This is a genomic window from Glutamicibacter sp. MOO4, assembly GCF_056934395.1.
Window position 1 is genome coordinate 512410 of record NZ_CM167800.1, and the last position, 24369, is coordinate 536778.

The 24369-nt window shown below is 55.7% G+C and carries 21 protein-coding genes; 13 read left to right on the forward strand and 8 right to left on the reverse strand.

The window, feature by feature from the left end:
• The first annotated feature begins 21 nt into the window (after positions 1 to 21).
• Together AC1Z3F_RS02370 and AC1Z3F_RS02375 are read left to right on the forward strand one after the other, a co-directional pair.
• On the forward strand, positions 22 to 921 hold the full coding sequence (locus AC1Z3F_RS02370; protein ID WP_483566516.1) for a helix-turn-helix transcriptional regulator: 900 nt from the start codon (positions 22 to 24) through the stop codon (positions 919 to 921).
• Between the two features lie 295 nt (positions 922 to 1216).
• Complete coding sequence (locus tag AC1Z3F_RS02375) at positions 1217 to 3442, forward strand: polyribonucleotide nucleotidyltransferase (protein ID WP_131089957.1); 2226 nt, start codon at positions 1217 to 1219, stop codon at positions 3440 to 3442.
• 177 nt (positions 3443 to 3619) lie between these two features.
• Here the strand turns inward: AC1Z3F_RS02375 and AC1Z3F_RS02380 are convergent, their stop codons facing one another.
• Complete coding sequence (locus AC1Z3F_RS02380; RefSeq protein WP_131089956.1) at positions 3620 to 4180, reverse strand: phosphorylase family protein; 561 nt, start codon at positions 4178 to 4180, stop codon at positions 3620 to 3622.
• A gap of 125 nt (positions 4181 to 4305) precedes the next feature.
• On the opposite strand from AC1Z3F_RS02380, the gene AC1Z3F_RS02385 reads away from it, so the two are divergent.
• The 5 genes from AC1Z3F_RS02385 (at position 4306) to AC1Z3F_RS02405 (ending at position 10475) form a co-directional block, all read left to right on the forward strand.
• Complete coding sequence (locus AC1Z3F_RS02385; RefSeq protein ID WP_131089955.1) at positions 4306 to 4797, forward strand: S-ribosylhomocysteine lyase; 492 nt, start codon at positions 4306 to 4308, stop codon at positions 4795 to 4797.
• 130 nt (positions 4798 to 4927) lie between these two features.
• Positions 4928 to 5320 carry a hypothetical protein gene (locus AC1Z3F_RS02390; protein ID WP_262198100.1) on the forward strand — a complete coding sequence of 131 codons (393 nt, stop codon included), beginning with the start codon at positions 4928 to 4930 and terminating at the stop codon, positions 5318 to 5320.
• A gap of 460 nt (positions 5321 to 5780) precedes the next feature.
• The gene (locus tag AC1Z3F_RS02395; protein ID WP_131089953.1) at positions 5781 to 7289 is read left to right on the forward strand and encodes a peptide MFS transporter; all 1509 of its coding nucleotides are present in this window, start codon (positions 5781 to 5783) and stop codon (positions 7287 to 7289) included.
• A 215-nt stretch (positions 7290 to 7504) separates the two neighbouring features.
• Positions 7505 to 8965, forward strand: a complete 1461-nt coding sequence (locus AC1Z3F_RS02400; protein ID WP_131089952.1) for a PucR family transcriptional regulator — start codon at positions 7505 to 7507, stop codon at positions 8963 to 8965.
• 139 nt (positions 8966 to 9104) lie between these two features.
• Complete coding sequence (locus AC1Z3F_RS02405) at positions 9105 to 10475, forward strand: M16 family metallopeptidase (protein ID WP_483566517.1); 1371 nt, start codon at positions 9105 to 9107, stop codon at positions 10473 to 10475.
• Positions 10476 to 10550: 75 nt separating this feature from the next.
• Here the strand turns inward: AC1Z3F_RS02405 and AC1Z3F_RS02410 are convergent, their stop codons facing one another.
• Positions 10551 to 11297, reverse strand: a complete 747-nt coding sequence (locus AC1Z3F_RS02410) for an alpha/beta fold hydrolase (protein ID WP_131089951.1) — start codon at positions 11295 to 11297, stop codon at positions 10551 to 10553.
• 81 nt (positions 11298 to 11378) lie between these two features.
• Complete coding sequence (locus AC1Z3F_RS02415) at positions 11379 to 11777, reverse strand: hypothetical protein (RefSeq protein WP_131089950.1); 399 nt, start codon at positions 11775 to 11777, stop codon at positions 11379 to 11381.
• 207 nt (positions 11778 to 11984) lie between these two features.
• Between AC1Z3F_RS02415 and dapB the strand changes: the two genes are divergently transcribed.
• Together dapB and AC1Z3F_RS02425 are read left to right on the forward strand one after the other, a co-directional pair.
• On the forward strand, positions 11985 to 12743 hold the full coding sequence (gene dapB, locus AC1Z3F_RS02420; protein WP_131089949.1) for a 4-hydroxy-tetrahydrodipicolinate reductase: 759 nt from the start codon (positions 11985 to 11987) through the stop codon (positions 12741 to 12743).
• Positions 12740 to 13192 (forward strand): tetratricopeptide repeat protein, encoded by a 453-nt coding sequence (locus AC1Z3F_RS02425; RefSeq protein WP_131089948.1) that lies wholly within the window; start codon positions 12740 to 12742, stop codon positions 13190 to 13192. The genes dapB and AC1Z3F_RS02425 overlap by 4 nt, the downstream gene beginning before the upstream one ends.
• Before the next feature lie 58 nt (positions 13193 to 13250).
• Here the strand turns inward: AC1Z3F_RS02425 and AC1Z3F_RS02430 are convergent, their stop codons facing one another.
• The 4 genes from AC1Z3F_RS02430 to AC1Z3F_RS02445 form a co-directional block, all read right to left on the reverse strand.
• Positions 13251 to 14183: a sugar phosphate isomerase/epimerase family protein gene (locus AC1Z3F_RS02430; RefSeq protein WP_131089947.1), complete on the reverse strand. Its 933-nt coding sequence runs from the start codon at positions 14181 to 14183 to the stop codon at positions 13251 to 13253.
• Positions 14184 to 14322: 139 nt separating this feature from the next.
• The gene (locus AC1Z3F_RS02435; RefSeq protein WP_131089946.1) at positions 14323 to 15522 is read right to left on the reverse strand and encodes an ROK family transcriptional regulator; all 1200 of its coding nucleotides are present in this window, start codon (positions 15520 to 15522) and stop codon (positions 14323 to 14325) included.
• Between the two features lie 513 nt (positions 15523 to 16035).
• Positions 16036 to 17124 (reverse strand): ABC transporter permease, encoded by a 1089-nt coding sequence (locus AC1Z3F_RS02440; protein ID WP_396267960.1) that lies wholly within the window; start codon positions 17122 to 17124, stop codon positions 16036 to 16038.
• Positions 17121 to 18641 carry a sugar ABC transporter ATP-binding protein gene (locus tag AC1Z3F_RS02445; protein WP_131089945.1) on the reverse strand — a complete coding sequence of 507 codons (1521 nt, stop codon included), beginning with the start codon at positions 18639 to 18641 and terminating at the stop codon, positions 17121 to 17123. Before AC1Z3F_RS02445 ends, AC1Z3F_RS02440 begins: the two co-directional genes overlap by 4 nt.
• Positions 18642 to 18793: 152 nt before the next feature.
• On the opposite strand from AC1Z3F_RS02445, the gene AC1Z3F_RS02450 reads away from it, so the two are divergent.
• The 3 genes from AC1Z3F_RS02450 to AC1Z3F_RS02460 all read left to right on the forward strand — a co-directional run bounded on the left by AC1Z3F_RS02450 (position 18794) and on the right by AC1Z3F_RS02460 (position 22126).
• Complete coding sequence (locus AC1Z3F_RS02450; RefSeq protein WP_131089944.1) at positions 18794 to 19837, forward strand: substrate-binding domain-containing protein; 1044 nt, start codon at positions 18794 to 18796, stop codon at positions 19835 to 19837.
• Between the two features lie 90 nt (positions 19838 to 19927).
• Positions 19928 to 21076, forward strand: coding sequence for a Gfo/Idh/MocA family protein (locus AC1Z3F_RS02455; RefSeq protein ID WP_207306520.1), 1149 nt, complete (start codon positions 19928 to 19930; stop codon positions 21074 to 21076).
• A 48-nt stretch (positions 21077 to 21124) separates the two neighbouring features.
• Complete coding sequence (locus tag AC1Z3F_RS02460) at positions 21125 to 22126, forward strand: sugar phosphate isomerase/epimerase family protein (RefSeq protein ID WP_131089943.1); 1002 nt, start codon at positions 21125 to 21127, stop codon at positions 22124 to 22126.
• A 74-nt stretch (positions 22127 to 22200) separates the two neighbouring features.
• Here AC1Z3F_RS02460 and AC1Z3F_RS02465 read toward each other — a convergent pair whose 3' ends face one another.
• The gene (locus AC1Z3F_RS02465) at positions 22201 to 23454 is read right to left on the reverse strand and encodes a heparan-alpha-glucosaminide N-acetyltransferase domain-containing protein (protein WP_483566518.1); all 1254 of its coding nucleotides are present in this window, start codon (positions 23452 to 23454) and stop codon (positions 22201 to 22203) included.
• Between AC1Z3F_RS02465 and dapA the strand changes: the two genes are divergently transcribed.
• Entirely contained in the window at positions 23453 to 24364 is a 912-nt protein-coding gene (dapA, locus tag AC1Z3F_RS02470) for a 4-hydroxy-tetrahydrodipicolinate synthase (protein ID WP_131089941.1), read from the forward strand. The genes AC1Z3F_RS02465 and dapA overlap by 2 nt on opposite strands.
• The last annotated feature ends 5 nt before the right edge of the window (positions 24365 to 24369 follow it).

Genomic DNA, 24369 nt, shown 5'->3' on the forward strand with positions numbered 1-24369 from the left:
ATCCTGACTTACCTTTAAAACATGACCGACCCGAAAAACCAGCGCAGCAACATCAAAGACTTCCTCACTAGCCGTCGCGCCCGCATCCGTCCCGAAGAAGTTGGGTTCGCTGTGGGGACTCGGCGTCGGGTCCCTGGGCTACGCCGGGAAGAAGTTGCAGTGCTCGCCGGGGTCAGTCCCGAATGGTACGCCCGACTAGAAAAGGGCAACATTTCAGGCGTCTCAGAAGAAGTGTTGCTCGCCGTGGCCACCGCACTGCGGCTAAATGAAGAAGAGCGCATTTATTTGCTGGAGCTGGCTCAGACCGCCCGGGGGAGCGCAAGTAAACCCGCGAGGCGTAAAAAGGTTGATCCGATCTCGCCCTCGGTGCAGTGGTTTATGGACTCAGCCACACTCTCGGCGACCTTCGTCCGAAACGGGCGATTAGATGTTGTGGCGTCAAACAGCTTGGGCCGGGCCTTGCACGCGCCCATGCTTAACAGTGACACCACCAAAGCCAACGCACACGCTAACTTTGCAAGGTTCCATTTCTTGGACCCAGCAGCCAAGGAGTTCTTCCTTGATTGGGAAGCTGGCGCGGCTGCGACCGCGGCACTTCTTCGCGCCGAGGCCGGACGCGAGCCCAACGATAAGGCGTTGCAAGATCTCATTGGCGAGCTATCCACACTCAGCGACGACTTTAGAACACTGTGGGCCACACACAACATCCGCTTCACCCATGAGGGCATCAAGCGGCTGCAACATCCTGTGGTTGGTCGTTTGGATCTGGCCTACCGTTCCTTCGGCATCGCCCAGCTACCGCGTGCTGCCCACGAAATGAGCATTTATGTTGCTGAGCCAGGATCTGTGAACGAAGAGAGTCTAAAGATGCTTTCCAGTTGGGCTTGCGCGCCAGAAGAGAAGTCTGCGCGCAGTAGCTAAGCGGATCATGATGATGTTCTCAGTTTGGGCTGGCCCGTCGAGATCTGCAGCTTTGGCCAATTCCCGGTAGGCTAGTACTTGGGTCAGCATGTTCTATGCAGACCCCGAATGAAAATAACTCCCAGGGCTGACCAACCGTTGGTCCCGACCGCCAGCTTCGCGGTCCTCGGTAGTGGCTTTCGCTCAAGTGCTTATCGCACGCTAGCGCGAGTCTCGATCGAAGACCAGATCTGGGTAGGGCCACGCGGTTCGCTTATCCACCTAGCTGGGAGCGAACGAAAGGAGAACCCCCTTAATGGAGGGTCCAGAAATCCAATTCGCCGAAGCACAGATCGACAACGGTCGCTACGGCACCCGCACCATTCGCTTCGAGACCGGCCGCCTTGCTAAGCAAGCTGCAGGTTCGGCAATGGTTTACATCGATGATGAAACCGCATTGCTTTCGGCAACCACCGCCGGCAAGCACCCACGCGAAGGCTTCGACTTCTTCCCACTGACCGTGGACGTTGAAGAGCGTATGTACGCTGCCGGTCGTATCCCAGGTAGCTTCTTCCGCCGCGAAGGCCGCCCATCGACCGAAGCCATCTTGGCTTGTCGTCTGATGGACCGCCCACTGCGCCCAGCTTTCGTCAAGGGTCTGCGCAACGAGGTTCAGGTTGTTGTTACCGTCCTGTCCATCGATCCAGATGAGCTGTACGACGTTGTAGCAATCAACGCGTCCTCGATGTCCACTCAGCTTTCGGGTCTGCCATTCTCCGGCCCAATCGGTGGCGTTCGCGTTGCACTGGTTGACGACGGAAACGGCGCACAGTGGGTTGCTTTCCCACGCCACTCCGAGCTGAAGAACGCTGTCTTCAACATGGTCGTTGCCGGCCGTGTTGCAGGCGACGACGTTGCCATCATGATGGTGGAAGCTGAAGCTACCGACAACTCTTGGGAACTGATCAAGGAACGCGGCGCTCAAGCTCCAACCGAAGAGGTTGTTGCAGAAGGTCTTGAGGCTGCAAAGCCATTCATCAAGGTTCTGTGCGACGCTCAGGCTGATCTGGCTGCTCGCGCTGCCAAGGAAACCGTTGAGTTCCCAGTCTTCCGCGATTACGAAGAAGATGCTTTCGCTGCTGTTGAAGCTGCTGCTTCGACCCGCTTGGCTGAAATCTACACCATCGCTGACAAGCAGGAGCGCGACAACGCTGCTAGCGCTTACAAGGACGAAGTTCTTGCATCTCTGACCGGTGAAGGCAACACCTTCGCTGGCCGTGAGGGCGAGATCTCCAAGGCCTTCGGCGCAGTCACCAAGCACATCGTGCGCCAGCGCATCTTGACCGATCAGATACGTATCGACGGACGTGGATTGGCTGACATCCGTCAGCTCTCCGCCGAGGTTGAGGTTCTGCCTCGCGTTCACGGTTCGGCAATCTTCGAGCGTGGCGAAACCCAGATCATGGGCGTAACCACCTTGAACATGCTGAAGATGGAACAGCAGATTGACTCGCTGTCCCCAGTGAAGTCCAAGCGTTACATGCACAACTACAACTTCCCTCCATACTCGACCGGTGAAACCGGCCGTGTTGGTTCACCAAAGCGCCGCGAAATCGGCCACGGTGCACTGGCAGAGCGCGCACTGGTTCCAGTGTTGCCAAGCCGTGAGGAATTCCCATACGCAATCCGTCAGGTCTCTGAGGCACTGGGCTCCAACGGCTCGACCTCCATGGGCTCGGTTTGCGCTTCGACCCTGTCGCTGCTGAACGCTGGTGTGCCACTGAAGGCACCAGTCGCCGGTATCGCTATGGGTCTGGTTTCGGACACCGTCAACGGCGAAACCCGTTACGCTGCCCTGACCGATATCCTCGGTGCCGAAGATGCCATGGGTGACATGGACTTCAAGGTTGCCGGTACTTCTGAGTTTGTTACCGCAATCCAGTTGGACACCAAGTTGGATGGTATTCCAGCTTCGGTTCTGGCCGCTGCGCTGACCCAGGCTCGTGAAGCTCGCCTGCACATCCTGAACGTGCTGAACCAGGCCATCGATACTCCAGATGAGCTGAACGTCAACGCTCCACGAATCATCTCCGTGAAGATTCCAGTGGATAAGATCGGTGAAGTCATCGGCCCTAAGGGCAAGATGATCAACCAGATCCAGGAAGACACCGGCGCTGACATCTCGATTGAAGATGATGGCACCGTGCTGATCGGCGCAACCGGTGGCGAAGCCGCTGAAGCTGCCCGCTCGGCCATTAACGCTATTGCTAACCCTCAGGTTCCTGAGGTTGGCGAGCGTTACCTGGGTACCGTCGTGAAGCTGACCACCTTCGGTGCGTTCGTTTCATTGACTCCTGGCAAGGACGGTCTGCTGCACATCTCTGAGCTGCGCAAGATCAACGATGGCAAGCGTGTTGAGGACGTCGAAGACGTTGTCGGCGTTGGCCAGAAGCTACAGGTTGAGATCACCAAGATTGATGACCGTGGCAAGTTGTCGCTGGCTCCAGTTGTTGAAGAGGACGAAGAAGCTGCTGCAGAGTAGTTTCTAGACTCCATCAAAAAACCTCGGTTCTCCACTTGGTGGGGGACCGAGGTTTTTTATACCCACTGCAGCGCCGCTGGGATTTCTTGGCTTGTGGTATTCAGCAAAAACACAAAACGCACCGGAGCTAAAAACCATGTGGTTCAAAGATCCGGTGCGTTTCAGAGAACTTAGTGCTTAGACCAAGTTCTTGTCGTAGAACTCGCGTAGTGCAACGCTCTTCTGCTTAGCGATCTCGTCCCACTCATCAATGGATGCCGAGTCGTCAGCGTAGTCAGATGGAATCTTGAAGATCTGCAGCGGAATATCAAAGCGCTGGCAGATGCTGGCGTAGGCGTAGCCTTCCATGTCCACCAAGGAAGCACCGAGCTCCTTGATGTGAACGCGCTGCTCATCATTTGATACAAACACGTCACCAGTAGCCATCACGGCTTGGAAGTCGGGCAGAACGATCTCGCCGGTGGGATCTACGTCCGCCGAAGGCAATGGGAAATCATGCTGGATGAGTTTCGTGACCTGGTAGATGGTCTCAAGGCTTGGACGGTCTTCGCCTGCATGTCCCACAACACCAGCGGTACCCAGAACGATGACATTCTTGATATTTCCGTCAGCAAGGGCGCCTGCCAGAGCAACCGATGCATTGATCTTGCCGACGCCTGAAATCAGGTGTTCTACATCTGCAAAGGCTACTGCTTCGTCTTGATGCGCAAAGACGAGCAAGGACTTCTGATCCGACATGAATTTCCCCTCTAAATGAAGTCAGCTCGGGTAGATTACTGCACCCGAACGTCCTAAGAAGTCTACCGGTTACGACTCATTAACAGGCATCGATTCTCGGTAGGCACAACGGATACACTTTATTCATGAGTGATATTGAACTTGCTGAAGTTGAAAGCTTTGCCTTGGATCACACCAAGGTCAAAGCGCCCTACGTGCGAAAAATTGGAGTTGAGCGTGGGCCTAAGGGCGATGCAATCACCAATTACGACATCCGCTTTGTGCAGCCAAACCACGGTGAAATCCCTACCGCTGGTCTGCACACGATTGAGCACACCATGGCCGGACTACTGCGCACCCGCATCGATGGCCTGATTGATTTCTCCCCATTCGGCTGCCGTACCGGCTTCCACATGATCTTGTGGGGCGAGCCCGAGCCAGCAGAGGTCGCTGCAGCGGTCAAAAGCTCGTTGGAAGACATTGCAGAGAAGATCACCTGGGACGATGTTCCAGGCACCGAAGCAAAGAGCTGCGGTAACTACCGCGACCACTCGCTGCACTCGGCACGCGAATGGGCCAAGGTAATTCTGGAACAAGGAATTAGCCTTGATGCCTTCAAGCGTTCCAAGCTTGCATAAATAGCTCGCTAATTTTCTCGGGATCTCGTGCTTCTTCTACGGAGAAGCACGAGATCTTTTGCGTTTTGCAGGCCACGAATAAATCAATGGGGCGCACCGTCTCAGCCAAACCCTAGGTGCTTTGGGTAGCATGGTTGATATGCGCAAAGTTCTTTCCTCAGCTGCCGTAGTAGCCTTCATTATTTGCTCAACCAGCGGATGCGCGGATCTAGATTCGGCCAGAACGGCCACCATCTCTCAGGGATGCCAAGATGCCATCTCGGCACAGAACAAGACTTGGTCAGATAAAGATGCCTCCGAAACCAAGATCAAAGAGGCTGAAGCCAAGGGCTTAGACGCATGCAAGGACTTGGACGAATGGAGCACCGCAGTTTCGTACAATCCGGGCTCCGTGGGTTACGAAGAGTTGAGTGTTGAAGAAGCGGCGAACTCTGCCTACCTAGCTTGTTCTTCGATTGACCCGGAACACAAGACGCCAGTATGTGATGACGCTGCAAAGCGTGGATACCTCGACGAGTCCTAAACAAACTAGTTTTGCGCCAAGCCGCGCGCGGGTTGAACCTGTAGAGAACAGGGGCGGCCCGGCATGGCCTGTTCCTGTTTTGAGCAAATCTGAAGTTATCTCGGGGATCTTGGCCCTTCTGGCCAAAATTTAATGTGAACCGTGGCACTTAGTGACTCGGTTTTCGCTCGCCCTCGCATCTCTGAGCGAACCCTGAAAAAGACCGAATTTTCGGCACTCACCAAAATGCTTGTGACGCACCTCTTGTTTCATTGGATAGTTGTTGCCCAAGCTTTTGTTGATCTGTATGAGGGTTGGGGCACCTTCAAGACTCTAGAGTGAGTCGGGTAACAAATGAGCTTTGAGAAACACGGAAAGTCGCAATGTCGCGTTCGTAGAGCAGTACGCTTCTGCGAGCTTTTCGCGGTGCCTATGGGCCAAGGCTGATCTTCACATTTTTGGAAAGCGGAGACCGACCACAATGCCAAACACTGAACTCGACGAGCAAGATCCGAGATTAGAACAAGCCGAGGCCGCCTCGGCGACGGCAGATAGTAGCGATAAGCCACGCGTACCACGCGGCGTAGGCACGCTAGCCTTTACCGAATTCTGGGAACGTTTTTCGTTCTACGGTCTCAACGGCATCCTGACCTTCTACCTTCTGTACACCGCCTCCGAAGGCGGCCTAGGAATTGACGCGGCGTCCGCATCGGGCATCGTTGGCGCCTACGGTGGTTCGGTCTACTTGGCTCAGCTGCTCGGTTCGTGGATGGGCGAACGAGTCATCAGCCCAAAGTGGATGGTATTCATCGGTGGCATCATCATCGCCGCCGGTCACGTCGCATTGGCCTTCATCTCAGGAATGACCGGCTTGGCTATTGGCCTGGGCTTGATCATCTTGGGTACCGGCGCACTGAAAACCAACATCACTAACATCGTTGGACTCGCCGTTGAAGGCCAAGATGAAGGTCGTCGAGACGTAGGATTTGCCTACTTCTACCTGGCCATCAACATGGGTGCCGTCACCGGACCACTGGCTTCGGGCTTCGCCCAGAACGAGTGGGGATTCCACGTAGGCTTCGGCTTGGCAGCAATCGGTATGTTGGTTTCGTTGGGCGTATATATGGCGTCCATGGCCAAGCTTCCAGCGAAGTCTGGTGTTGTTGAACGCCCCATCGAAAAGTCCAAGCTGGTGCGTCTGAGCATCATTGCCGTGGTGGTCTTGTTGGCCATTATCGTCATCTTGTCTTCGGGATTGCTCCCTGCCTCATCGCTGTCTGCCATCACCACTGTGCTGATTCTGGCTAGCGCCGCGTGGTACTTCATCATGATGCTTGGCAGCAAGGAAGTCACCAAGGACGAGAAGCGTCGTGTGAGCGCCTACCTTCCGTTGTTCCTGGCTGGTGGCCTCTTCTTTGGCCTGCTGTTCCAGCAATCAACCACCATTGCAATCCTGATTTCCGAACGCGTTGACCTCGTCATTGCCGGGTGGAGCGTTCCGGTTGCTTGGATCACCATGCTTGCGCAGTTCGCTGCAGTGCTGATTACCCCATTTGTCACCTACTTCTGGGACAAATCGGGAAACAGCGGTCCGGGTGCACCGTCCAAGTTTGCGGTTGGCATGTTCCACATGGGTTGCGCGTACATCATCATGCTCCTTGTGCTCAAGATGTATGAAGGCGCATTGATCCCGCTGTTGCTCATCGTGCTTGTCATGATGGCTGCCGGTGCTTCGGAAGTCTTCGTTGGACCGATAAGCCTTTCACTGGCTACCCGTATCGGTCCTGAGCGCTTCCGTTCACAAATGGTCGGATTGAACTTCTTGACCCTGTCCCTAGGCTCGGCTTTCTCCGGACTCTTCGGCCAGCTCTACACCGTCATCAGCGATTACTCGTACTTCATCTGCATCATTGGTGCCGGCGTGATTGTCGGTATCGTACTGTGGATCTTCCGCCGGAAGCTACAGGAAAACCTGTACGCCGGGCTCTAAGCATCACAGTCTAAAACCTCCACAGGCTAGAACCACCACAAAGCCCGTTGGATTAATTGATCCGACGGGCTTTGTTGTATCCGCAGATAGTTCGGGTGAAGAACTGCACAGGAATTTTGTCTACTTTTGCTGAGGGGCAAAGGTACGGTTGAAGGCATGGCTTCAGTTGAGAAAGATTGCGCAGCTCTGCGCCCCGGCAGAGGCGGCAGGCTCAGATGATCATTTCTGACCTACTCGCTATGGAAGCCACCGGATGCCGGCTGATCGCAGGATCCGAGGGGATCAATCGAGAAATCCTCTGGGCCCATAGCTGCGAATTGCCAGACCCCTACCGTTGGCTGGGACAGAACGAACTGTTGATGACCATCGGTCACTGTGTACCCAATGATGCGCAGGAACAAGTTGAGTTCATCCGCCGTCTGGAACGCGCTGGCCTTTGCGGAGTGGTGGTCGAGGATAACGACCTAGCACCACAGCTGCATCCCGAAGCACTAGAGACGGCGAACCATCTCGGGCTTCCGGTGATGTTGATGAAACGTGCAGTTCCGTTTGCCAGCATCGTGCGCATGGTCGCGGCAGCCAACAAGAGTAACCAAGCGCAGCAGCTGATGACGCTGAACCATTTGTATCGGGCAGCCCTGGGCGAGTACGAACACCCTTCTGGCTTTGCGCAACAACTGGAGAGTGTCTTCAAGGTTGCCATGACGGCAGTGGATGTAGCTACCGGTGTTGATGTACTTCCTGGATCGCTCACCGTAGATAGTTCAGAGATCAAGAAGTTGGCATCTGAGGTCTTGCCTTATGGGCAAGGGATGATCAACCGCATGGGTTCATTGCGCGGGGGAGAACTTTCGGTGTGGAGCCTTCCGACGCAACGCTCCACGGTGTTACTTGTGGAAGAAAGCCCTGGCTCTATGCTGGATTCTTTCACCATGACCCATCTAAGTCAGGTCATCGCCGGGGAAGTTAATCGCCGGACTCATACCGCCCTTGGATTGGCGCATCAGCGCCGACACTTGCTCCCTGACTCGCTGGAGAGCAGTACTCCGCAAGACCGTTTGGTACGCGATGCCACCCAACTTGGACAACCAGTTCAAGACCTCATGGTGGCCATTACCTCCACGAACAATGAAGAGCTGGTCTTTTCATCCTTGAGCTTGGCCGGTATCGCCCACGCCAGTCATATACAAAATGGTTACTACGCGTCACTCGTACGCTCTGCGGACTTGCCGGTGCTTCAAAGTTTGAGCGAATACCATGGCATTGGAATTGGCATCTCGCCGACCATCACCAACCTTGGTGGGGTCAAAGATGGGCTACTTCGAGCACAGGTAGCCTACGAATCGTCGGACGGCCCGAAAACCGGAATTGTGCGTTATGACGAAGTCAGTTTTTCCTTAGCTCCGAAGTCCGAAAGCCAAGCCAAAGAAATTGTGGAACGCGTCTTGGGGCCGCTACGTCAGGCCGGTTCCTCTGAACAGAGCCTGATCGATACGCTCTGCGCTTACCTCGATGAAAACCGAAACTGGATTGAAACCTCAGCGAAGTTGGGGATCCACCGCCAGACCTTGAGCTACCGAATCGGGCGAATCGAACAGCTGACCGGCAGAAACCTGAAATCGAGTAAAGATCTGGCCGAGTTATGGATCGCAAGAATCGCGCTGAAGCGTAGCTGAAATTCGTGCCGATAGCTGACGTTTCACCGGCAAGTGCACTGCTTGGCGGTTGCTTGCGCCCCACCGTTCTGTGGGAGAATGAGAGCAAAGTTCCAAGCCCTGAACAGGCTTATTTCTGAAGATTTAAGGACGTATATTCGTGGCCATGATTCCATTGCCGTTGCATTCGGTGGAGACAAATCAGTTCTCTCCGACAGACCCGGCGGACCCTACCTTGGTCCACCGCGGAGAGGGCGGCTCTGAAGTCCGGCGCAGTATCTTGCCTGGCGGCGTTCGCGTACTTACTGAAGCCATGCCCGGACAACGCTCAACTACCGTAGGCTTCTGGGTTCCAGTGGGCTCACGCGATGAAGAGGCTGGCCACTACGGGTCAACCCACTTCCTAGAGCACCTGTTGTTCAAGGGAACAAAAAAGCGTTCCGCTCTGGAGATCGCGCAGTCATTTGATGCTGTGGGCGGCGAATCAAATGCCGCAACCGCCAAGGAATCGACCTGCTACTACGCACGGGTACTCGATACCGATCTGCCGATGGCACTAGATGTCATCGCAGACATGGTCACCTCGGCAGTCATTGACCCACAAGAGCTGGAGCAGGAACGCGGCGTCATCATCGAGGAATTGGCGATGGACGCTGATGATGCGACAGACGTAGCCCACGAACGTTTTGTTGCCCGAGTCTTGGGGGAGCACCCACTGGGTCGCCCGATTGGTGGCACCCCAGAAGAAATCAACAACATCAGCCGTGAAGCAGTGATGGAGCACTACCGCGCCCATTATCGTTCGAGCGAACTGATCATTACCGCCGCTGGCTCGCTAGAGCATGACACGTTGTGCACCATGGTGCTTGAAGCCCTGGGTGAAGCTGGCTGGGATCTAGATCCGCTGGCCGTGCCTGAACCGCGACGTGCGGCGCAACCGGCGCAGATCACCTCAAGGGCTGGCATTGAAGTCGTCAACCGTCCAGTGGAACAGGCCAATATCATCATGGGCTGCGCTGGCATCACCGGGCATGACGAGCGCCGTCAGGTTTTGGCCGTCCTCAACGCCGTGCTGGGCGGGGGAATGAGCTCACGTTTGTTCCAGGAAATCCGCGAAAAGCGTGGACTGGTGTACTCAACCTATTCCTTCTCGGCCGCTTACACAGATGCAGGTTACTTCGGCATGTATGCCGGATGCGCACCGGCTAAGGCTGGCGAAGTCATCACGTTGCTCGGTGCTGAATTGGATCGGTTGGCCAGCGAGGGAATCACTGAAGCCGAGCTAACCCAAGCTAAGGGTCAGCTTGCTGGCGGCACTGTACTGGCTCTGGAGGATCCGGGAAGCCGTATGTCGCGTCTTGCACGCGCAGAGATGGTTACCGGCGAATTCCAAGACATCGATGAAGCCTTGGACAAGGTGAACGCGGTGTCCGCCAAGCAAGTTCAAGAGCTCGCTCAGGAACTGGCCGCCAAGGACCGAGTCATCACCGTTGTCGGTCCGTTCGAAGACGAGGCCGCTCTGGGTCTATAGGTCCTATGAAAAACCGCGGTATCCCAGCTAAGAGCAGGGATACCGCGGTTTTTCTTGCTTCAGGCCGTTAGCTAGCTAATTGGCAGCGTCAATAATCCTGGCTATCTCGGGCGCATGAGAAAAATTGAAACCGTGGGCGCCTTGTTTCATGATGGTCAGCTTGGCGCGTTCAATTCCGGCGATCAGACGTACACCAAATTCTGGCGGAGATAATGGATCTCGAGTACCGCAGAGAACATCGATCGGACAGGTGACGGTCTTGAGCAGATTAATGGTGGAGTAACCCAACATCTGCTCGCAACTCTTGGCCCACCACGGAATGCCACAGCGAAGATAGTCAACTAGCAAGATGGCTTTGACCGAGTTCAGCTCGTGAGGAAAGTCTTGGATCAGTCGGCGTGCTTGCCGGAACAGCGTGGCTTCCCGGTCGTAAACCGAGGGGGCTGCGACAAGCAGGTGCTTGACCAATGTAGGCCAGGTTCGCGCAAGTTCGATGGAGACTTGGGCGCCCATTGAATGGCCGAGAACGATTGCCTTTTCAACTTTCAGCTCACGAAGGGCCAGGGCAACTTCGTGGGCAAACCGGGCTACAGTTACCGGACGGCCGTCATCTAAATTCTTGCCGTGACCCGGTAGCTCCGGAACGATGACCCGATATTTCCTCGCAAGGATATTTGCTAGGGGAGTGAAGTATCTGCTGGAAGCTCCCAACCCATGAATGAGAACTACGTCCGGTCCGGTTCCGGCAACCCGAACGGACAGACGGGTATTGAGGGTAGAGGGCAACTGCCCAAAATATTCGTGACGCACGTGGCCTTTCATGGCGCTAGATGTGCGCTCACAAACCTTTAAACAACAGCAGGATTGCTCACCCACCGTTTACTTCATCAACTGCCGCAAAACCTATCCGGTGGCCCCCGTGGCGTGCTGGGTGATGGCCGAACGTAGATCTTCAGGGAAAAGCTTCTCTACGTCCTTCGCATAGTTACCGCCTTCATCGGGGCGACGTAGCTTGTCACCATCGATGCGGAATGGGAAGGCATCTGCCTGGGCGACTGCTTGAGGATCGCTCTCTTCGGCCGGTGCACAGGTGGCCCAGCCATAAGTGGTGGAAGCTTCAATGCGGAAAATTTCGACCTGACAGGATGCGCCATCAATGACGGTTCCCTGCTCTTGAACTACGTTGACTACGTCGGCGAGTTCTTGATCGGACAGCGAAATCGGTTCGGTATCTGACCCGCACGATGTCACAGCGAAGGTGGCAACCAGTATGACACTGATGCCTAGACTTAAACGTCCCATTTTCTGACCCATAGCCCTGCTCACTGTTCGGAGGTTCCTGAAGCTTATTTTTCCCCGAGTTGCGGGGCAAAACAAGCTGGACTGGCCGTAGAGCAGCCACCGATTCAAATTATTTGGATGTTCAATGATCACCGGCATTACGGAATGGTGAGGCGGGCACGTCATTGTTGGCTAGAGGGAGCCGACGAAAACGATAGGCTTAAGCTCATGAGTGCACAGATCAAGGTAGCCGTGCTCGGTGCGGCCGGACGAATGGGAGCCGAAGCGGTCAAGGCCGTTAACGAAGCTGCCGACATGGAATTAGTAGCCAGTTTAGGTCGAGGCGATGACCTCGCTCAGATTCTTGAGGCGGGAGCAACCCACGTGGTTGATCTGTCGGTTCCGGATGCTACCGAAGCCAACGTTCGCTTCGCGGTGGCGAATCACCTGCACGCAGTGGTCGGAACCACCGGGTGGGATGACGAACGCCGGGCTGAGCTTGAAGCGCTACTGGACAAGAGTCCGCAGACCGGTGTGTTGATCGCACCAAACTTCGCTCTGGGATCGGTGCTGGCCAGCGCCTTCGCTGCCACCGCAGCAAAGTACTTTGAATCTGTAGAAATTATTGAATTGCATCACCCGAACAAGGTTGATGCTCCCAGCGGAACAGCAGTGCGTACTGCCGAACTCGTGGCGAAGTCACGTGAAGCTGCCGGAGTTCCAGCCAGCCCCGATGCCACCGAAACTCAGCTTGATGGCGCTCGCGGCTCGGTAGTGGACGGCATCCATGTACATTCGGTTCGACTGCGTGGGCTGGTGGCACATCAGGAAGTACTTCTTGGCGGCCAAGGAGAACAGCTGACTTTGCGTCACGATTCCTTTGACCGTGCTTCGTTCATGCCAGGGGTCTTGTTGGGACTGCGAACCGTAGAGTCGCGCCCAGGACTGACCTATGGCCTAGACGGATATTTGGAGCTCGGACAGTGAAAACCAAGCTTTGGGTCGGCGGGATACTCCTGCTCTTTGCCTTGTACATCGGCATGACCTTCACTCAGGCCTTCCGCTTTATGGGCTCAGGCGTATTGATTGCTCAGCTCATGGGTGTGGCGATCTTAGTCATTCCTGCGCTCTGCGTTTGGATCCTGATTCGTGAAATCCTCTTTGGGCTACGTACCGAGAAGATGGGTAAATCCTTGGCCGCCTCGGGCGAACTGCCTAAGGACCTGCCCCGAAAGCCGTCGGGCCGTATTATTCGTTCCGCTGCAGACGAAGATTTCCCCAATCATCAGCGTGACGTTGAAGAGAACCCAGAGTCCTGGAAATCTTGGTACCGTTTGGCCCTGGCCTACGAAGCCTGTGGCGATAAAGGTCGGGCTCGAACCTCCATGCGCACCGCGATTGGACTATGGCGCGAAGCCGAGAAAGTTAGCAAGTAGCTTTTAGTTTGAAAAGAATTTGGCCAGGCACATAAGTGCCTGGCCAAACGTTTAGCTTCTAGAAACGCAGCTTGCGCAGATAATTGAAACCAACCTCCGCAGTCTGCAGCGGAGTGACATCAGGGCTGTCGTTCTCCACAACAAATTCCTTCGGCCGGTGTGCGGAGAAGATACGCGAGAAGTCGATGGCTCCCGTGCCTAGGTCCGCAAAGTCACCGGAGAGATCGCGGTCTTTGACGTGGTACTGCAACGTCTCTTGCGGAGCCTGCGCAATCGTGTCGATGGCAAACTGGATAGGATCCTTCGCTCCCACTCCGACACCACCGGTCACTGCCCAGTACAGATCAACTTCCAGGTGCACCAGACTTGGATCCAGACGGCTAGTGAAGACATCCCATGGGGTCAGCCCGCCACCAAGGTCGGTGGTGAATTCGTGGGCGTGGTTGTGATATCCGTATTTCAGACCGACAGCTGCAGCGGCAGCTGCTTCCTCATTCATTTGGTCGGCCCAGCGGCGCCAGTCATCTCCATTGCTGGAAACCAGATATGGAACGTTGATGTAGCTCTGTCCCAACGTGAGTGCATCGGCGAGCTTCGTTTCCAGTGCGGCTGGCGAAGCGCTCATGCCGCTGTGGCTGGAGGAGGGCGTGATGCCTAGCGAGTCGAGGGTGCCGCGCAATTGCTCGGCGGTACGTCCATAGAACCCAGCTAGCTCAATTTTGGTGTATCCGTAGTCGGCTAGTGCTGCCAGCGTCTGGTCAACGCCTTCACCATTCATGATTGAACGAAGGGTGTACATCTGGATGCTGATCAGTCCCGGTGGTACTGGGCGGCGCCCGGTCGGTGCCGCAATTGCTGGGGCTACCCCCATTCCGGCCAGACCGATGGTGGCGCCTAGAGCAGCGGCTCCAGTGAGGAATCCGCGGCGGCCCACCTCCTTTTGCTCCAGTGAGCGTTTGAGGGCGGCGGGAGCATTAAATCCGAAGCACATAGTGACGCCTTTCTAGCGTTCCGTAAACGCTAGATGCGACAAGCACCAGCGCATAAATCATGTGACGGAGCTAACACTATTTTTGATCTCTGTCGCCTGTCAAGCAAAAGTTGTCGAAATTCGACGAAAGGTTGTTGATCTAGTCGGACTTAAGTCCGTTGACGAGCGCATCAATATGTTTTGGCGACATGGCATGGTGAATGGCGAGCATGCAGGCACCGAGCACTCCGGCATCGAGCCCGGGTCCTGACTGCACAATACGCAAATGCTGGGTGGCCACCGGGATTGCGCGTGAATAGACCACTTCTCGGATGCCAGCAATAAAGTGTTCTCCGGTAAGGGTCATCGAGCCACCGATGACAATAACTGACGGGTTGATCAGGCTCACGCAAGCGGAGAGAACCTCACCAACGTCGCGTCCAGCTTGTCGTACGGCGTGTACGGCCTCGGCGTTGCCAGAGCTGACCAGTGCAATGACATCGTCGCTGGTGTTGGCGTCATGACCGAGTGCACGCAACTTCTTTGCCACAGCAGGGCCGGAGGCAACGGCTTCGAGGCAGTCTAGATTTCCGCAATGACAAGGGATGCCGGTGCCGTTGTGTACGCGAATATGTCCGATATCGCCAGCAACACCGTCTGCACCACGTTGGAGTCTGCCGCTGGATATTATTCCGGAGCCAATACCGGTGGCGATCTTGACGAAGAGCATGTTATCTACATCTGGCCACGAGGCATTGCGTTCGCCCAGTGCCATGATGTTCACGTCATTGTCTACGAGAACTGGGACGTGGAAGTGATCTTTAAGTAAGCCGGGTACGTCAAAACCGTTCCAACCAGGCATGATCGGTGGGTTGAATGGCCGTCCGGTGCGATATTCAACTGGACCTGGGACGCCCACGCCGACGGACAGCAGATCGTCGGGGGAGTGCTTGGTGTCTTTGAGGAGTTTCTTACCCATCTTTACCGCGGTTTCAAGCACAATTTCCGGGCCCTTAGAAACCTCAATGCTTTGACCATCTTCTTTGAGCCTGTGCCCGAGTAGATCAGTTAATGCCACCCGGACGTGGGAAGCGCCGATATCAATCCCCAGAACAACCTTGCTTCCGGCCTTCAGTGCAATGCGCGTAGAGGGGCGTCCGCCCGTGGAAATGGCATCATCCACGTAACCCACGAGTCCGAGCTCCATGAGGGCTTCGATGCGCAGGGTGACTGTTGAACGAGCCAGCCCCATAATGTCTGCGAGTTCAGTACGAGTGCGTGGGCGCCCGTCGCGAAGGATCTGAAAAAGTTCACTTGCGCCTGAACCGCTGAGGCCACTGAAATTACTTATGTCATTCATCGACTCATTAGACCACGAAAATCGACGAAACACCTCGAAGTCATCCAAAAGTGTCGCCGTAAGTGTTTGCTGAACTACAACCCACGAGTGATCCACCGGCTGCAGGCGCGTCCAAGACAATTGCATGGCTAGCGCGGCTTGCCGCAAACCGAGCCGTGGCACCAGGACGTTAGGTCCGCTAATTGGGCAGGGATGTGTCCATGTATGGGTCTATGACAACGACGGTTTCAGGACTTCAGCGGTAGACGGAGAACTGGCCGAGTGAAGCTGCGCTTAATCCACAACGGGCCAACTAGGGCACGCACTTCCGTGCACGGCGCACCCAGGAACGATTTTTGGACTCGACATTAAAAGGCGCACCACCCACCGACGCATACGCTGGCTGATTCAAGACGTCGCGCATTTGTCGGTGGGTGTATTTGCAGTCCTCCAAGATCCTCGGCCGTTGATCAAGGGCCAGCCCCGATGGCGTGATCGGATATTCCGCGTGGATTGTTGGAAGCCAGGTTGGAACTATACCTTGAGCGGTAGCTTCTTGGCTTTACGGACCTTGCCGGAAGCGAAACGCTGCTGCAGTAGAACTGCCAAGACGATGATCGCTCCCTTGGCCAAGGCCTGAACCGAGGTGTCCATGTTGTTCTGGGTGAACACGTTTGTCAGCGTACTGAAGATCAGGACACCAAATACGGTACCCATGATGGTGCCTCGACCACCCACCAGAAGGGTTCCACCAACAACTACGGCGGCAATGGCGTCCAGCTCGTAGAGGTAACCGTGGGTTGAGGTACCCGAGGTAGTGCGGCCCATCATCATCAGCCCGGCGATACCTGCAGCAACACCAACTAAGACATAGAGCGAAACGATGTGGCGCTTGACCTTGATACCGGCAAGACGCGATGCTTCGAGGTTGCCACCGATGGCTACGGTGCGTCGTCCAAAGGTGGTTCGGTTGAGCAAGAACCACCCTGCGGCAGCCACCAAGGCGAAGATCCACACGAGTACGGGAACTCCGAGGAAGTCCGCGCGCATGAATTTGGTGAAGTCCGTATTGGTCACCAGCAAGGTGCGGCGTTCGGAAATGATTTCTGCCAGACCACGAGCAGCAACCAAGGTCGCCAACGTGGCGATAAAGGCCACCACATTGCCGTAGGCAATGATGACACCGTTGATTAGTCCCGCAATAGCGCCAACAAGTAACGACACCACAACCATGATGAGCCAGGTGGAATCCGAAGCTGCAGCCTGCACCGCGGTGAGGCTACCAACCACGGAGGTCAGGCCCAGTACCGAACCAACCGAAAGGTCAATGCCTCCCGCGGTAATGACAAACGTGACACCAATGCTCAGCACACCAATGATTGATGCGTGCCGCAAGATCACCAACATGTTTTCTGATGAAGTGAAACGATCACCGCTGGTAATCAGGCCGATGAGGACCAGCACTACCAAGGCAACCACCAAGCCTAAGCTCCTGCCAGCCGGTCCGTGCATCAAGTTCTGCACTAGGCCACCTGAACGGTGTGAAGTGCCGGAGTTCTCTGCTTGCTTCTGAGTAGACGCAGCGGTGGGTTGCTCAGCAACCTCGATCTTCTGCTTGCTCACGCGGCACTTCCCTTCATGACGAGGTCGAGCACACCGTGCTCGTCGATTTCAGTTGCTGTTTTTTGTGCGAGAACCTGTCCGTTGTCTATAACCAAGACATTGTCGGAGAGGCCGAGGACTTCTTCAATCTCGCTGGAAATGATGATGATGGCTGTTCCTGCATCGGCCAAGCGTCGGATGAGAGTGTAGATTTCTGCACGTGCACCGACGTCCACACCACGAGTTGGCTCATCGAGCAGTAGCACTTTTGTGCCATGAACTAACCAACGGGCCAATAAGATTTTTTGCTGGTTGCCACCGGAAAGTGTGCGCGCCGGTCGCTGCGGGTCTGCAGGGCGTAGCTCTAGCGCCTCGATTTGTTCGCTGGCCGCACGACGTTCTGCAGCCTCGTCTAACAATCCAGTGCGTGAAAAACGTTCAAACGTGGATAGGGTGACGTTCTTGTAAATGGGTTCATCGAGGATCAAACCTTGGCTTTTGCGTTCCTCGGGGGATAAACCGATTCCCGCTGTCACCGCGGAAGTGACCGAACCAGCTGTCAGCCGCTTTCCATTAACGGTGACCTGTCCGGCGCTGGCCTTTCGGGCTCCGTAGATCGTCTCGATGATTTCGGAGCGTTGGGAGCCGACGAGTCCGGCAAAACCGAGGATTTCTCCGGCGCGTACGCTGAAGCTGAGTTTGTCGAAGTGCCCTGCGAGTTCCAGGTCAGTGACTTCTAGAACCACGGGGGCCGTGACGGAGATTGGAGTGCGTTCCGGGAAGACGTTGGATACGTCGCGACCGGTCATCCGACGGATGAGTTCGGCTTTGGGAGTGTCTGCAACGTCCATGTTGTTGGCGGTGCTCTGACCATCTTTGATCACCGAGATCCGATCACCGATCTCTCTAATCTCTTCAAGACGGTGGGAGATGTACACAACCGCAATGCCTTGAGCGGTTAGTTCGCGGACCACTCGGAAGAGATTCTGGACTTCGCCGGCATCAAGGATGGCGCTGGGCTCATCCATGATGATCAGCTTGGTGTCGCGGGACAGTGCCCGGGCCATGCTGACGATTTGTTTGTTAGCTGCTGAAAGTGTGCCGACTTCGCGCGAAGGAGAGAGGCTGCCGTGGCCCAGTCTTTTTAGGAGTGTGCGGGCAATGGCATTGGCCTTCTTCACATGAAGGACCCCGCCGGTTGCTCGTTCATGTCCTAGAAAGATGTTCTCCGTGATGCTCAGGCCGTCAACGACGTCGAGTTCCTGATACATGGTGGCGATGCCAAGGCTTAGTGCCGCGGTGGGAGTGGAGAGGTCAACCTTTTCGCCGTCCCAGAAGATTTCACCGCTATCGGGCTGGTGTACACCAGACAGTGTTTTGATCAGCGTGGATTTACCTGCGCCGTTCTGTCCCATCACGCAGTGGACTTCACCGGGTAGCACGGACAAGTCGACGCCTTTGAGCGCTTGAACGGCGCCGAATCGCTTTGTAAGCCCGCGAACATCAAGGAGCGGACGTGGATTTTCATCTTTCAGCATGTGATGAAACTAACACATTATGTCGGCAATCGGTAGAAGTTCGTCGATTTTCCCCGAACTTCTGTTATTGTGACACTAGTCACGTTGACGGGCGCCCGAACAGTTCGGTCTGCATGCGGCGTCGACGCACCTAACTCACTGAGGAGATAGACATGTTTGCAGTTCCATCCGGACGGAAAATGCTCGTCACAACCGGTGCCCTTCTGGCGATCGGCGCACTGATCACCGGCTGCTCGTCGGGTTCAGATGGCGAAAGTGCACAGCCATCAAATGCCTCCAGCGAAGGCAACGCCGCAACTGGCGACAAGGTAGTCATCGGTTTTTCGGGTCCGGCTGCGGATCACGGGTGGCTCGGTGCCATCAACTCGGCCGCCATCGCGCAGGGCGATTCCTTGGAAGATGTTGACCTGCGAGTTGCTGAGGGCACCAACGACGCCAACCTGCAGATCAGCCAGGTTGAACAGTTCATCAACGACAAGGTCAACGCGATCGTTCTGCTGCCAACTGACGGCGCAGCACTAACTGCTGTGGCAACCAAGGCCATGGAAGCGGGCATTCCGGTCATCAACGTGGACCGTGAATTCTCCAGCCCAGCTGCCGCTCGCACCACCATCCTGGGGGACAACTACGGAATGGGACGCAGTGCCGGTGAATACATCTGTGAACGATTGGGTGATAAGCCTGATGCCGTTGTCGCAGAAATTCCCGGTGTTGATTCTTTGCCACTGACCCAGGAACGCAGTAAGGGATTTGAGGAAGCACTCAAGGTCTGCGGACTCGACGTTGATAACCGCGTGCCAGCAGACTTCACCGTTGCAGGCGGCGAAGCAGCCGCTTCCCAGCTACTATCAGCCGCACCAAAGATCGACGCTATCTGGAATCACGATGACGACCAGGGCCACGGTGTCCTAGCTGCCATCGACAGCGCCGGACGCGACGAATTCTTCATGGTTGGCGGTGCAGGTTCAAAGAACGCTATGGACCTGATTAAGGGTGGTGAATCGGTGCTTGAAGCCACCGTTCTGTACCCATCCACCCAGGCCGCCGATGGAGTGCGCCTTGCGCGACTGATCGCCCAGAACAAGGCCATGAGCGATTTGGTCGAGGTCGAAGCTCCGAAGCGCATCGTTTTGAACGCTCCGGTAGTTACCAAGGACAACGTCGACCAGTATCTGCCGACCGCATTCACCTCCTAAACGGAGCCCGCAGTGATTCGGGGTGGCTAGCCACAGCAGGCAGGCCATCCCGAACATGACCCCCACAAGATCCATCGCAGGAGGAAGTACATGCCCAACCAAAAAGCAGTCTTAAAAGTAGCCCTGATTGGGCATGGATTTATGGGGGCCGCGCATTCACAAGGGTGGCGCGTTGCGCCTAGATTCTTTGATCTTCCACTACAACCAGAGATGACCCTGCTCGTTGGTCGCAATGCTACGAACGTTCAGGCGGCTGCCGCAAAATGGGGTTGGGCCGAAACCTCTACCGATTGGCGTTCGGCCATTGAACGCGATGACATCGACGTGGTCGACATCGTCACTCCCGGCAATTCTCACGCTGAGATCGCCATCGCTGCACTAGCCGCAGGAAAGCATGTGCTCTGCGAAAAACCGCTGGCCAACACCCTTGAAGAAGCCAAAGCCATGGCCGAGGCTGCGCAAAGCGCCGGCAATGACATTCAGGCGATGGTCGGCTTCACCTATCGCCGGGTACCTGCGGCCACTTTTGCTCGCGAGCTGGTGACCAGCGGCGTCATTGGGCAGGTGCGTCAGGTGCGTGCAGCCTATCTACAGGACTGGCTAGCTGACGCTAACTCTCCATTAACCTGGCGGTTGCAGAAAGAACATGCGGGAACCGGTGCGCTGGGTGATATTGGTGCCCATGCTGTGGATCTATCCCAATTCATCACCGGACAGAAGATCGTCGGGGTGAGTGGTGTGATGGAAACTTTCGTTCACGAACGCCCCCTGCAGGATTCACCGTCACAACTCGGGCAGGTCAGCGTGGATGACGCGGCAGCGTTTACGGCCCAATTTGATGGGGGAGCGCTAGGCACTTTCGAAGCCACCCGCATGGCCACGGGGCGCAAAAACTCGCTACGCATTGAAGTCTCCGGTTCAAAGGGTGCAATTTCTTTCGACCTGGAGAACTACAACTCACTGGGTTACTACGATGCCACCGCGCCTGACACCAGACAGGGCTTCGCCCAGATCATGGTCACCGAGCCAGCGCACCCCTACATGTCAGCATGGTGGCCCACCGGCCACACGCTGGGCTACGAACATGGATTTGTCCATCAGGCCAAGGACTTTATTGATGCCATTGGTGCAGGCCAGCAACCTGAGCCTTCCTTCGCTGATGGCCATCAGGTACAGCGTGTTTTGGACGCGGTCCAGAAAAGCGCGGCCAACAACAGTACGTGGGCAACCACCATCTAGGAATCACTGCAGTACAGTACGACGGAAGCAATCACAAGGAGTCAACGGATGGCACGCGATTTCACTCTATTCACTGGCCAATGGGCAGACTTGCCCTTGGAGGAAGTGGCCCGACTAGCTGCTGGTTGGGGATACGACGGGCTGGAGATCGCGGTCTCCGGTGAACATCTTGACGCTTGGCGTTGGGACGATGATGACTACATTGCCGAGCGCCTTGGCATTTTAGAAAAATATGGGCTGAAGGTCTGGGCGATCTCCAACCATCTGAAAGGGCAGGCGGTGTGCGATAACCCGATCGACTTCCGCCACCAAGCAATTGTGGGTGAAAAGGTTTGGGGCGACGGTGACCCGGAAGGGGTGCGTCAGCGAGCCGCCGAGGAATTGAAGAACACTGCGCGACTGGCCAAACGTCTAGGGGTCAAGACTGTTGTGGGGTTCACCGGATCCTCAATCTGGCAGTACGTAGCGATGTTCCCGCCGGTACCGGCAGAGGTCATCGACGCTGGATATCAAGATTTTGCTGATCGATGGAATCCAATTCTGGACGTCTTTGACGAATGCGGTGTGCGCTTTGCTCACGAAGTCCATCCGTCAGAGATTGCTTATGACTACTGGTCCACCGTCAAGACCCTCGAAGCCATTGGGCATCGTGAGGCCTTCGGGCTGAACTGGGACCCGAGCCACATGGTGTGGCAGGGTATCGATACGGTCGCGTTCATTTCAGACTTCGAGGAGAAGATCTATCACGTGGATTGCAAGGACACCCGCATGCGTATGGGCAACGGTCGCAACGGTGGGTTAGGCTCCCACCTTCCGTGGGGAGACCCGCGACGCGGCTGGGACTTTGTCTCCGCTGGCCGTGGGGACGTGCCGTGGGAAGACGCGTTCCGCGCCCTAACTGCCATTGGTTACGACGGCCCGATTTCAATTGAATGGGAAGATGCCGGCATGGATCGCCTGTTTGGAGCGCCGGAGTCACTTGCAGCGTTGAAGAAGCTGGATTTCCCCGCCTCCTCAACCTCTTTTGATGCAGCCTTTAAGCAAGACTGATACGAAGCAAAAGACCAACCCGCTGTAGCGCCCGACTCACAATCAGAGAGAGTCGGGCGCTACAGCGCTGTTTGTCATTTGTTATTCGGGGTGGACTTCTGTGTCCCGGAAGTGGCATCGGCACCACTCAGTATCCGTATGCAGAATTCCAAAGGGCCCGAAGCTTTGGTCAAGCCCAACCAGAGGCCAAAACCTGCGGTGACGGTAATCAAGATCCACCAAATCACGACCGGTTCAAGGAAATACTGCAGGGCTGGCAGCAACACAATATGTCCCGCATAGAGGGTTAGCGGTGCCCGGCCGGCCCCGGCGAGGATCCTTCCAAGCACGCCAAGGTGAGGGATGACAAGCAAGAGCAGACCAATGACTGCCACGGCGCAGCCGGCCGCATGCAGTGTGGCCAAGAGCGAGTTGCTGTGGCCGGTGGGCAGCCACAGGTAGTCGATGTTTGTCAGGTAGGGATCAAAATTGATCCCCGGTAGCCGGCCTGCCGCGATGAGCGTAGACACGGTCGAGGACGGTGTCCCTACGGCCTGGGAAATTTGCTCTGTATGCCCCAAACTCACTGCACCGCCAACAAGGTAGGTGCCAAGAGCTACGAGGGTGCCAATGATGCTTAGGCTGGCCGCGATCTTTTGGCTACGCAAATTGCAACGAGCTAGACAGATCCCCAGCAACCCGTAACCGAACCAAATCATCAGTGGGTAGTATCCGGTAACTAACAAATCTTGGAGCAGTGGTGCTGGAAGTAGGAGGTCAAAGTAGGTTGGATTATGGCCCAGAGATTGCCCCAGCCAGGCTGCTGCGAGTGGACGCCATAAAACCGGCATAACTATCACCCAAGACGCCGAGACTACCCAAATGGTTATTCTCGGGAGCCTGAGGGCTAGTGGAAGCAAAAGAAACAGTAGCCCATAGTGGACAAGAATGACTGCGATACGTTCATTTGCCGACCCAATTAGCATTCCGAGGCCTGCAATTATTAATGCTCTCCGTGCAAGGACTGAGTAAATCTTAGGGTACGAAAAGCCTTTACGAGCTAGCGATTCATGCATAAGACTCAGTGATAAACCCGCCAGCACCATGAACAAAACTGAAGCCCGCCCAGAAGCCACAGATCCGGTAAATGTAGGGGAAAATCCGCTGTCGCCGTTGGCCTGATAGAGCGCAAAAATGTGTGCCGCAAACATGCCAAGAATGGCAAGTAGACGTGCTGCATCAACGCCTAACAGACGCTGTTGCTTCCCCGAAATTTGCATAAAGTTATCGCACCACGGATTTGTCTGTGGATGCCATCTCAACATGCGCGCGTGTAGATTTAAAACCATGGCTACAAGTGCAATTGATAATCAGGCATACCCATTCGGTACTGTGCTTACCGCAATGATCACTCCCTTCGATGACGCGGGAGAGGTCGACTACGCGTTGGCAACAAAAGTGGCACAGAAGCTTGTCGATGATGGCTGCGACGGTTTGGTGGTCACTGGTACCACCGGTGAGACCTCAACCCTGAGCGATGAAGAGAACATCAAGATGTTCCGCACCGTTGTTGAAGCAGTTGGAGACCGTGCAGCAGTGCTGGCCGGTTCCACCACCAACGACACCCGCCACTCGATCAAACTGTCGCTGGCCGCCAAGGCAGCTGGCGTAGACGGTGTGCTGTTGACCACCCCGTACTACAACAAGCCAAGCCAAGCAGGCGTCATTGCCCACGTAAAGGCCATCGCTGAAGCGGTAGAGCTGCCAATCATGCTCTACGACATCCCAGGACGAACCGGAATCGCACTGGCTCCTGAGACCATTATTGAACTTTCCAAGATTCCTCAGGTCATTGCCCTCAAGGACGCAAAGTCGGACTACCAGTCAACCACCACCGTGCTGGCCAACACCGACCTTCATGTCTACTCGGGTGACGACGGACTGACCTTGCCATTGATGGCAGCAGGTGCTGTCGGCGTGGTTTCGGTTACGGCTCACGTTGCAGCTGCTAAGTACCGTACGCTTGTTAATGCAATGCATGCAGGGGATTTGGCTACTGCACGCACCACACACTTTGAGCTGGACGCGATTCAGCGCGGCATCATGGGCCACATACAGGGCGCCGTGGCCGCAAAATATGGACTTCACTGGCAGGGTGTCCTGCCGAACACCGTCGTCCGACTGCCGCTTATGGCACCGTCGGACGCAGAGCTCGATGCTATCCGCGCGGACCTACGTGAAGGCGGATGGGATCTGTAACGAAA

Coding starts and splice junctions, on each gene's coding strand:
- AC1Z3F_RS02370 (WP_483566516.1), top strand. CDS start 22: ATGACCGACCCGAAAAACCAGCGCAGCAACATCAAAGACTTCCTCACT.
- AC1Z3F_RS02375 (WP_131089957.1), top strand. CDS start 1,217: ATGGAGGGTCCAGAAATCCAATTCGCCGAAGCACAGATCGACAACGGT.
- AC1Z3F_RS02380 (WP_131089956.1), bottom strand. CDS start 4,180: ATGTCGGATCAGAAGTCCTTGCTCGTCTTTGCGCATCAAGACGAAGCA.
- AC1Z3F_RS02385 (WP_131089955.1), top strand. CDS start 4,306: ATGAGTGATATTGAACTTGCTGAAGTTGAAAGCTTTGCCTTGGATCAC.
- AC1Z3F_RS02390 (WP_262198100.1), top strand. CDS start 4,928: ATGGTTGATATGCGCAAAGTTCTTTCCTCAGCTGCCGTAGTAGCCTTC.
- AC1Z3F_RS02395 (WP_131089953.1), top strand. CDS start 5,781: ATGCCAAACACTGAACTCGACGAGCAAGATCCGAGATTAGAACAAGCC.
- AC1Z3F_RS02400 (WP_131089952.1), top strand. CDS start 7,505: ATGATCATTTCTGACCTACTCGCTATGGAAGCCACCGGATGCCGGCTG.
- AC1Z3F_RS02410 (WP_131089951.1), bottom strand. CDS start 11,297: ATGAAAGGCCACGTGCGTCACGAATATTTTGGGCAGTTGCCCTCTACC.
- AC1Z3F_RS02415 (WP_131089950.1), bottom strand. CDS start 11,777: ATGGGACGTTTAAGTCTAGGCATCAGTGTCATACTGGTTGCCACCTTC.
- dapB (WP_131089949.1), top strand. CDS start 11,985: ATGAGTGCACAGATCAAGGTAGCCGTGCTCGGTGCGGCCGGACGAATG.
- AC1Z3F_RS02430 (WP_131089947.1), bottom strand. CDS start 14,183: ATGTGCTTCGGATTTAATGCTCCCGCCGCCCTCAAACGCTCACTGGAG.
- AC1Z3F_RS02435 (WP_131089946.1), bottom strand. CDS start 15,522: ATGAATGACATAAGTAATTTCAGTGGCCTCAGCGGTTCAGGCGCAAGT.
- AC1Z3F_RS02445 (WP_131089945.1), bottom strand. CDS start 18,641: ATGCTGAAAGATGAAAATCCACGTCCGCTCCTTGATGTTCGCGGGCTT.
- AC1Z3F_RS02450 (WP_131089944.1), top strand. CDS start 18,794: ATGTTTGCAGTTCCATCCGGACGGAAAATGCTCGTCACAACCGGTGCC.
- AC1Z3F_RS02455 (WP_207306520.1), top strand. CDS start 19,928: ATGCCCAACCAAAAAGCAGTCTTAAAAGTAGCCCTGATTGGGCATGGA.
- AC1Z3F_RS02460 (WP_131089943.1), top strand. CDS start 21,125: ATGGCACGCGATTTCACTCTATTCACTGGCCAATGGGCAGACTTGCCC.
- dapA (WP_131089941.1), top strand. CDS start 23,453: ATGGCTACAAGTGCAATTGATAATCAGGCATACCCATTCGGTACTGTG.
- AC1Z3F_RS02465 (WP_483566518.1), bottom strand. CDS start 23,454: ATGGTTTTAAATCTACACGCGCGCATGTTGAGATGGCATCCACAGACA.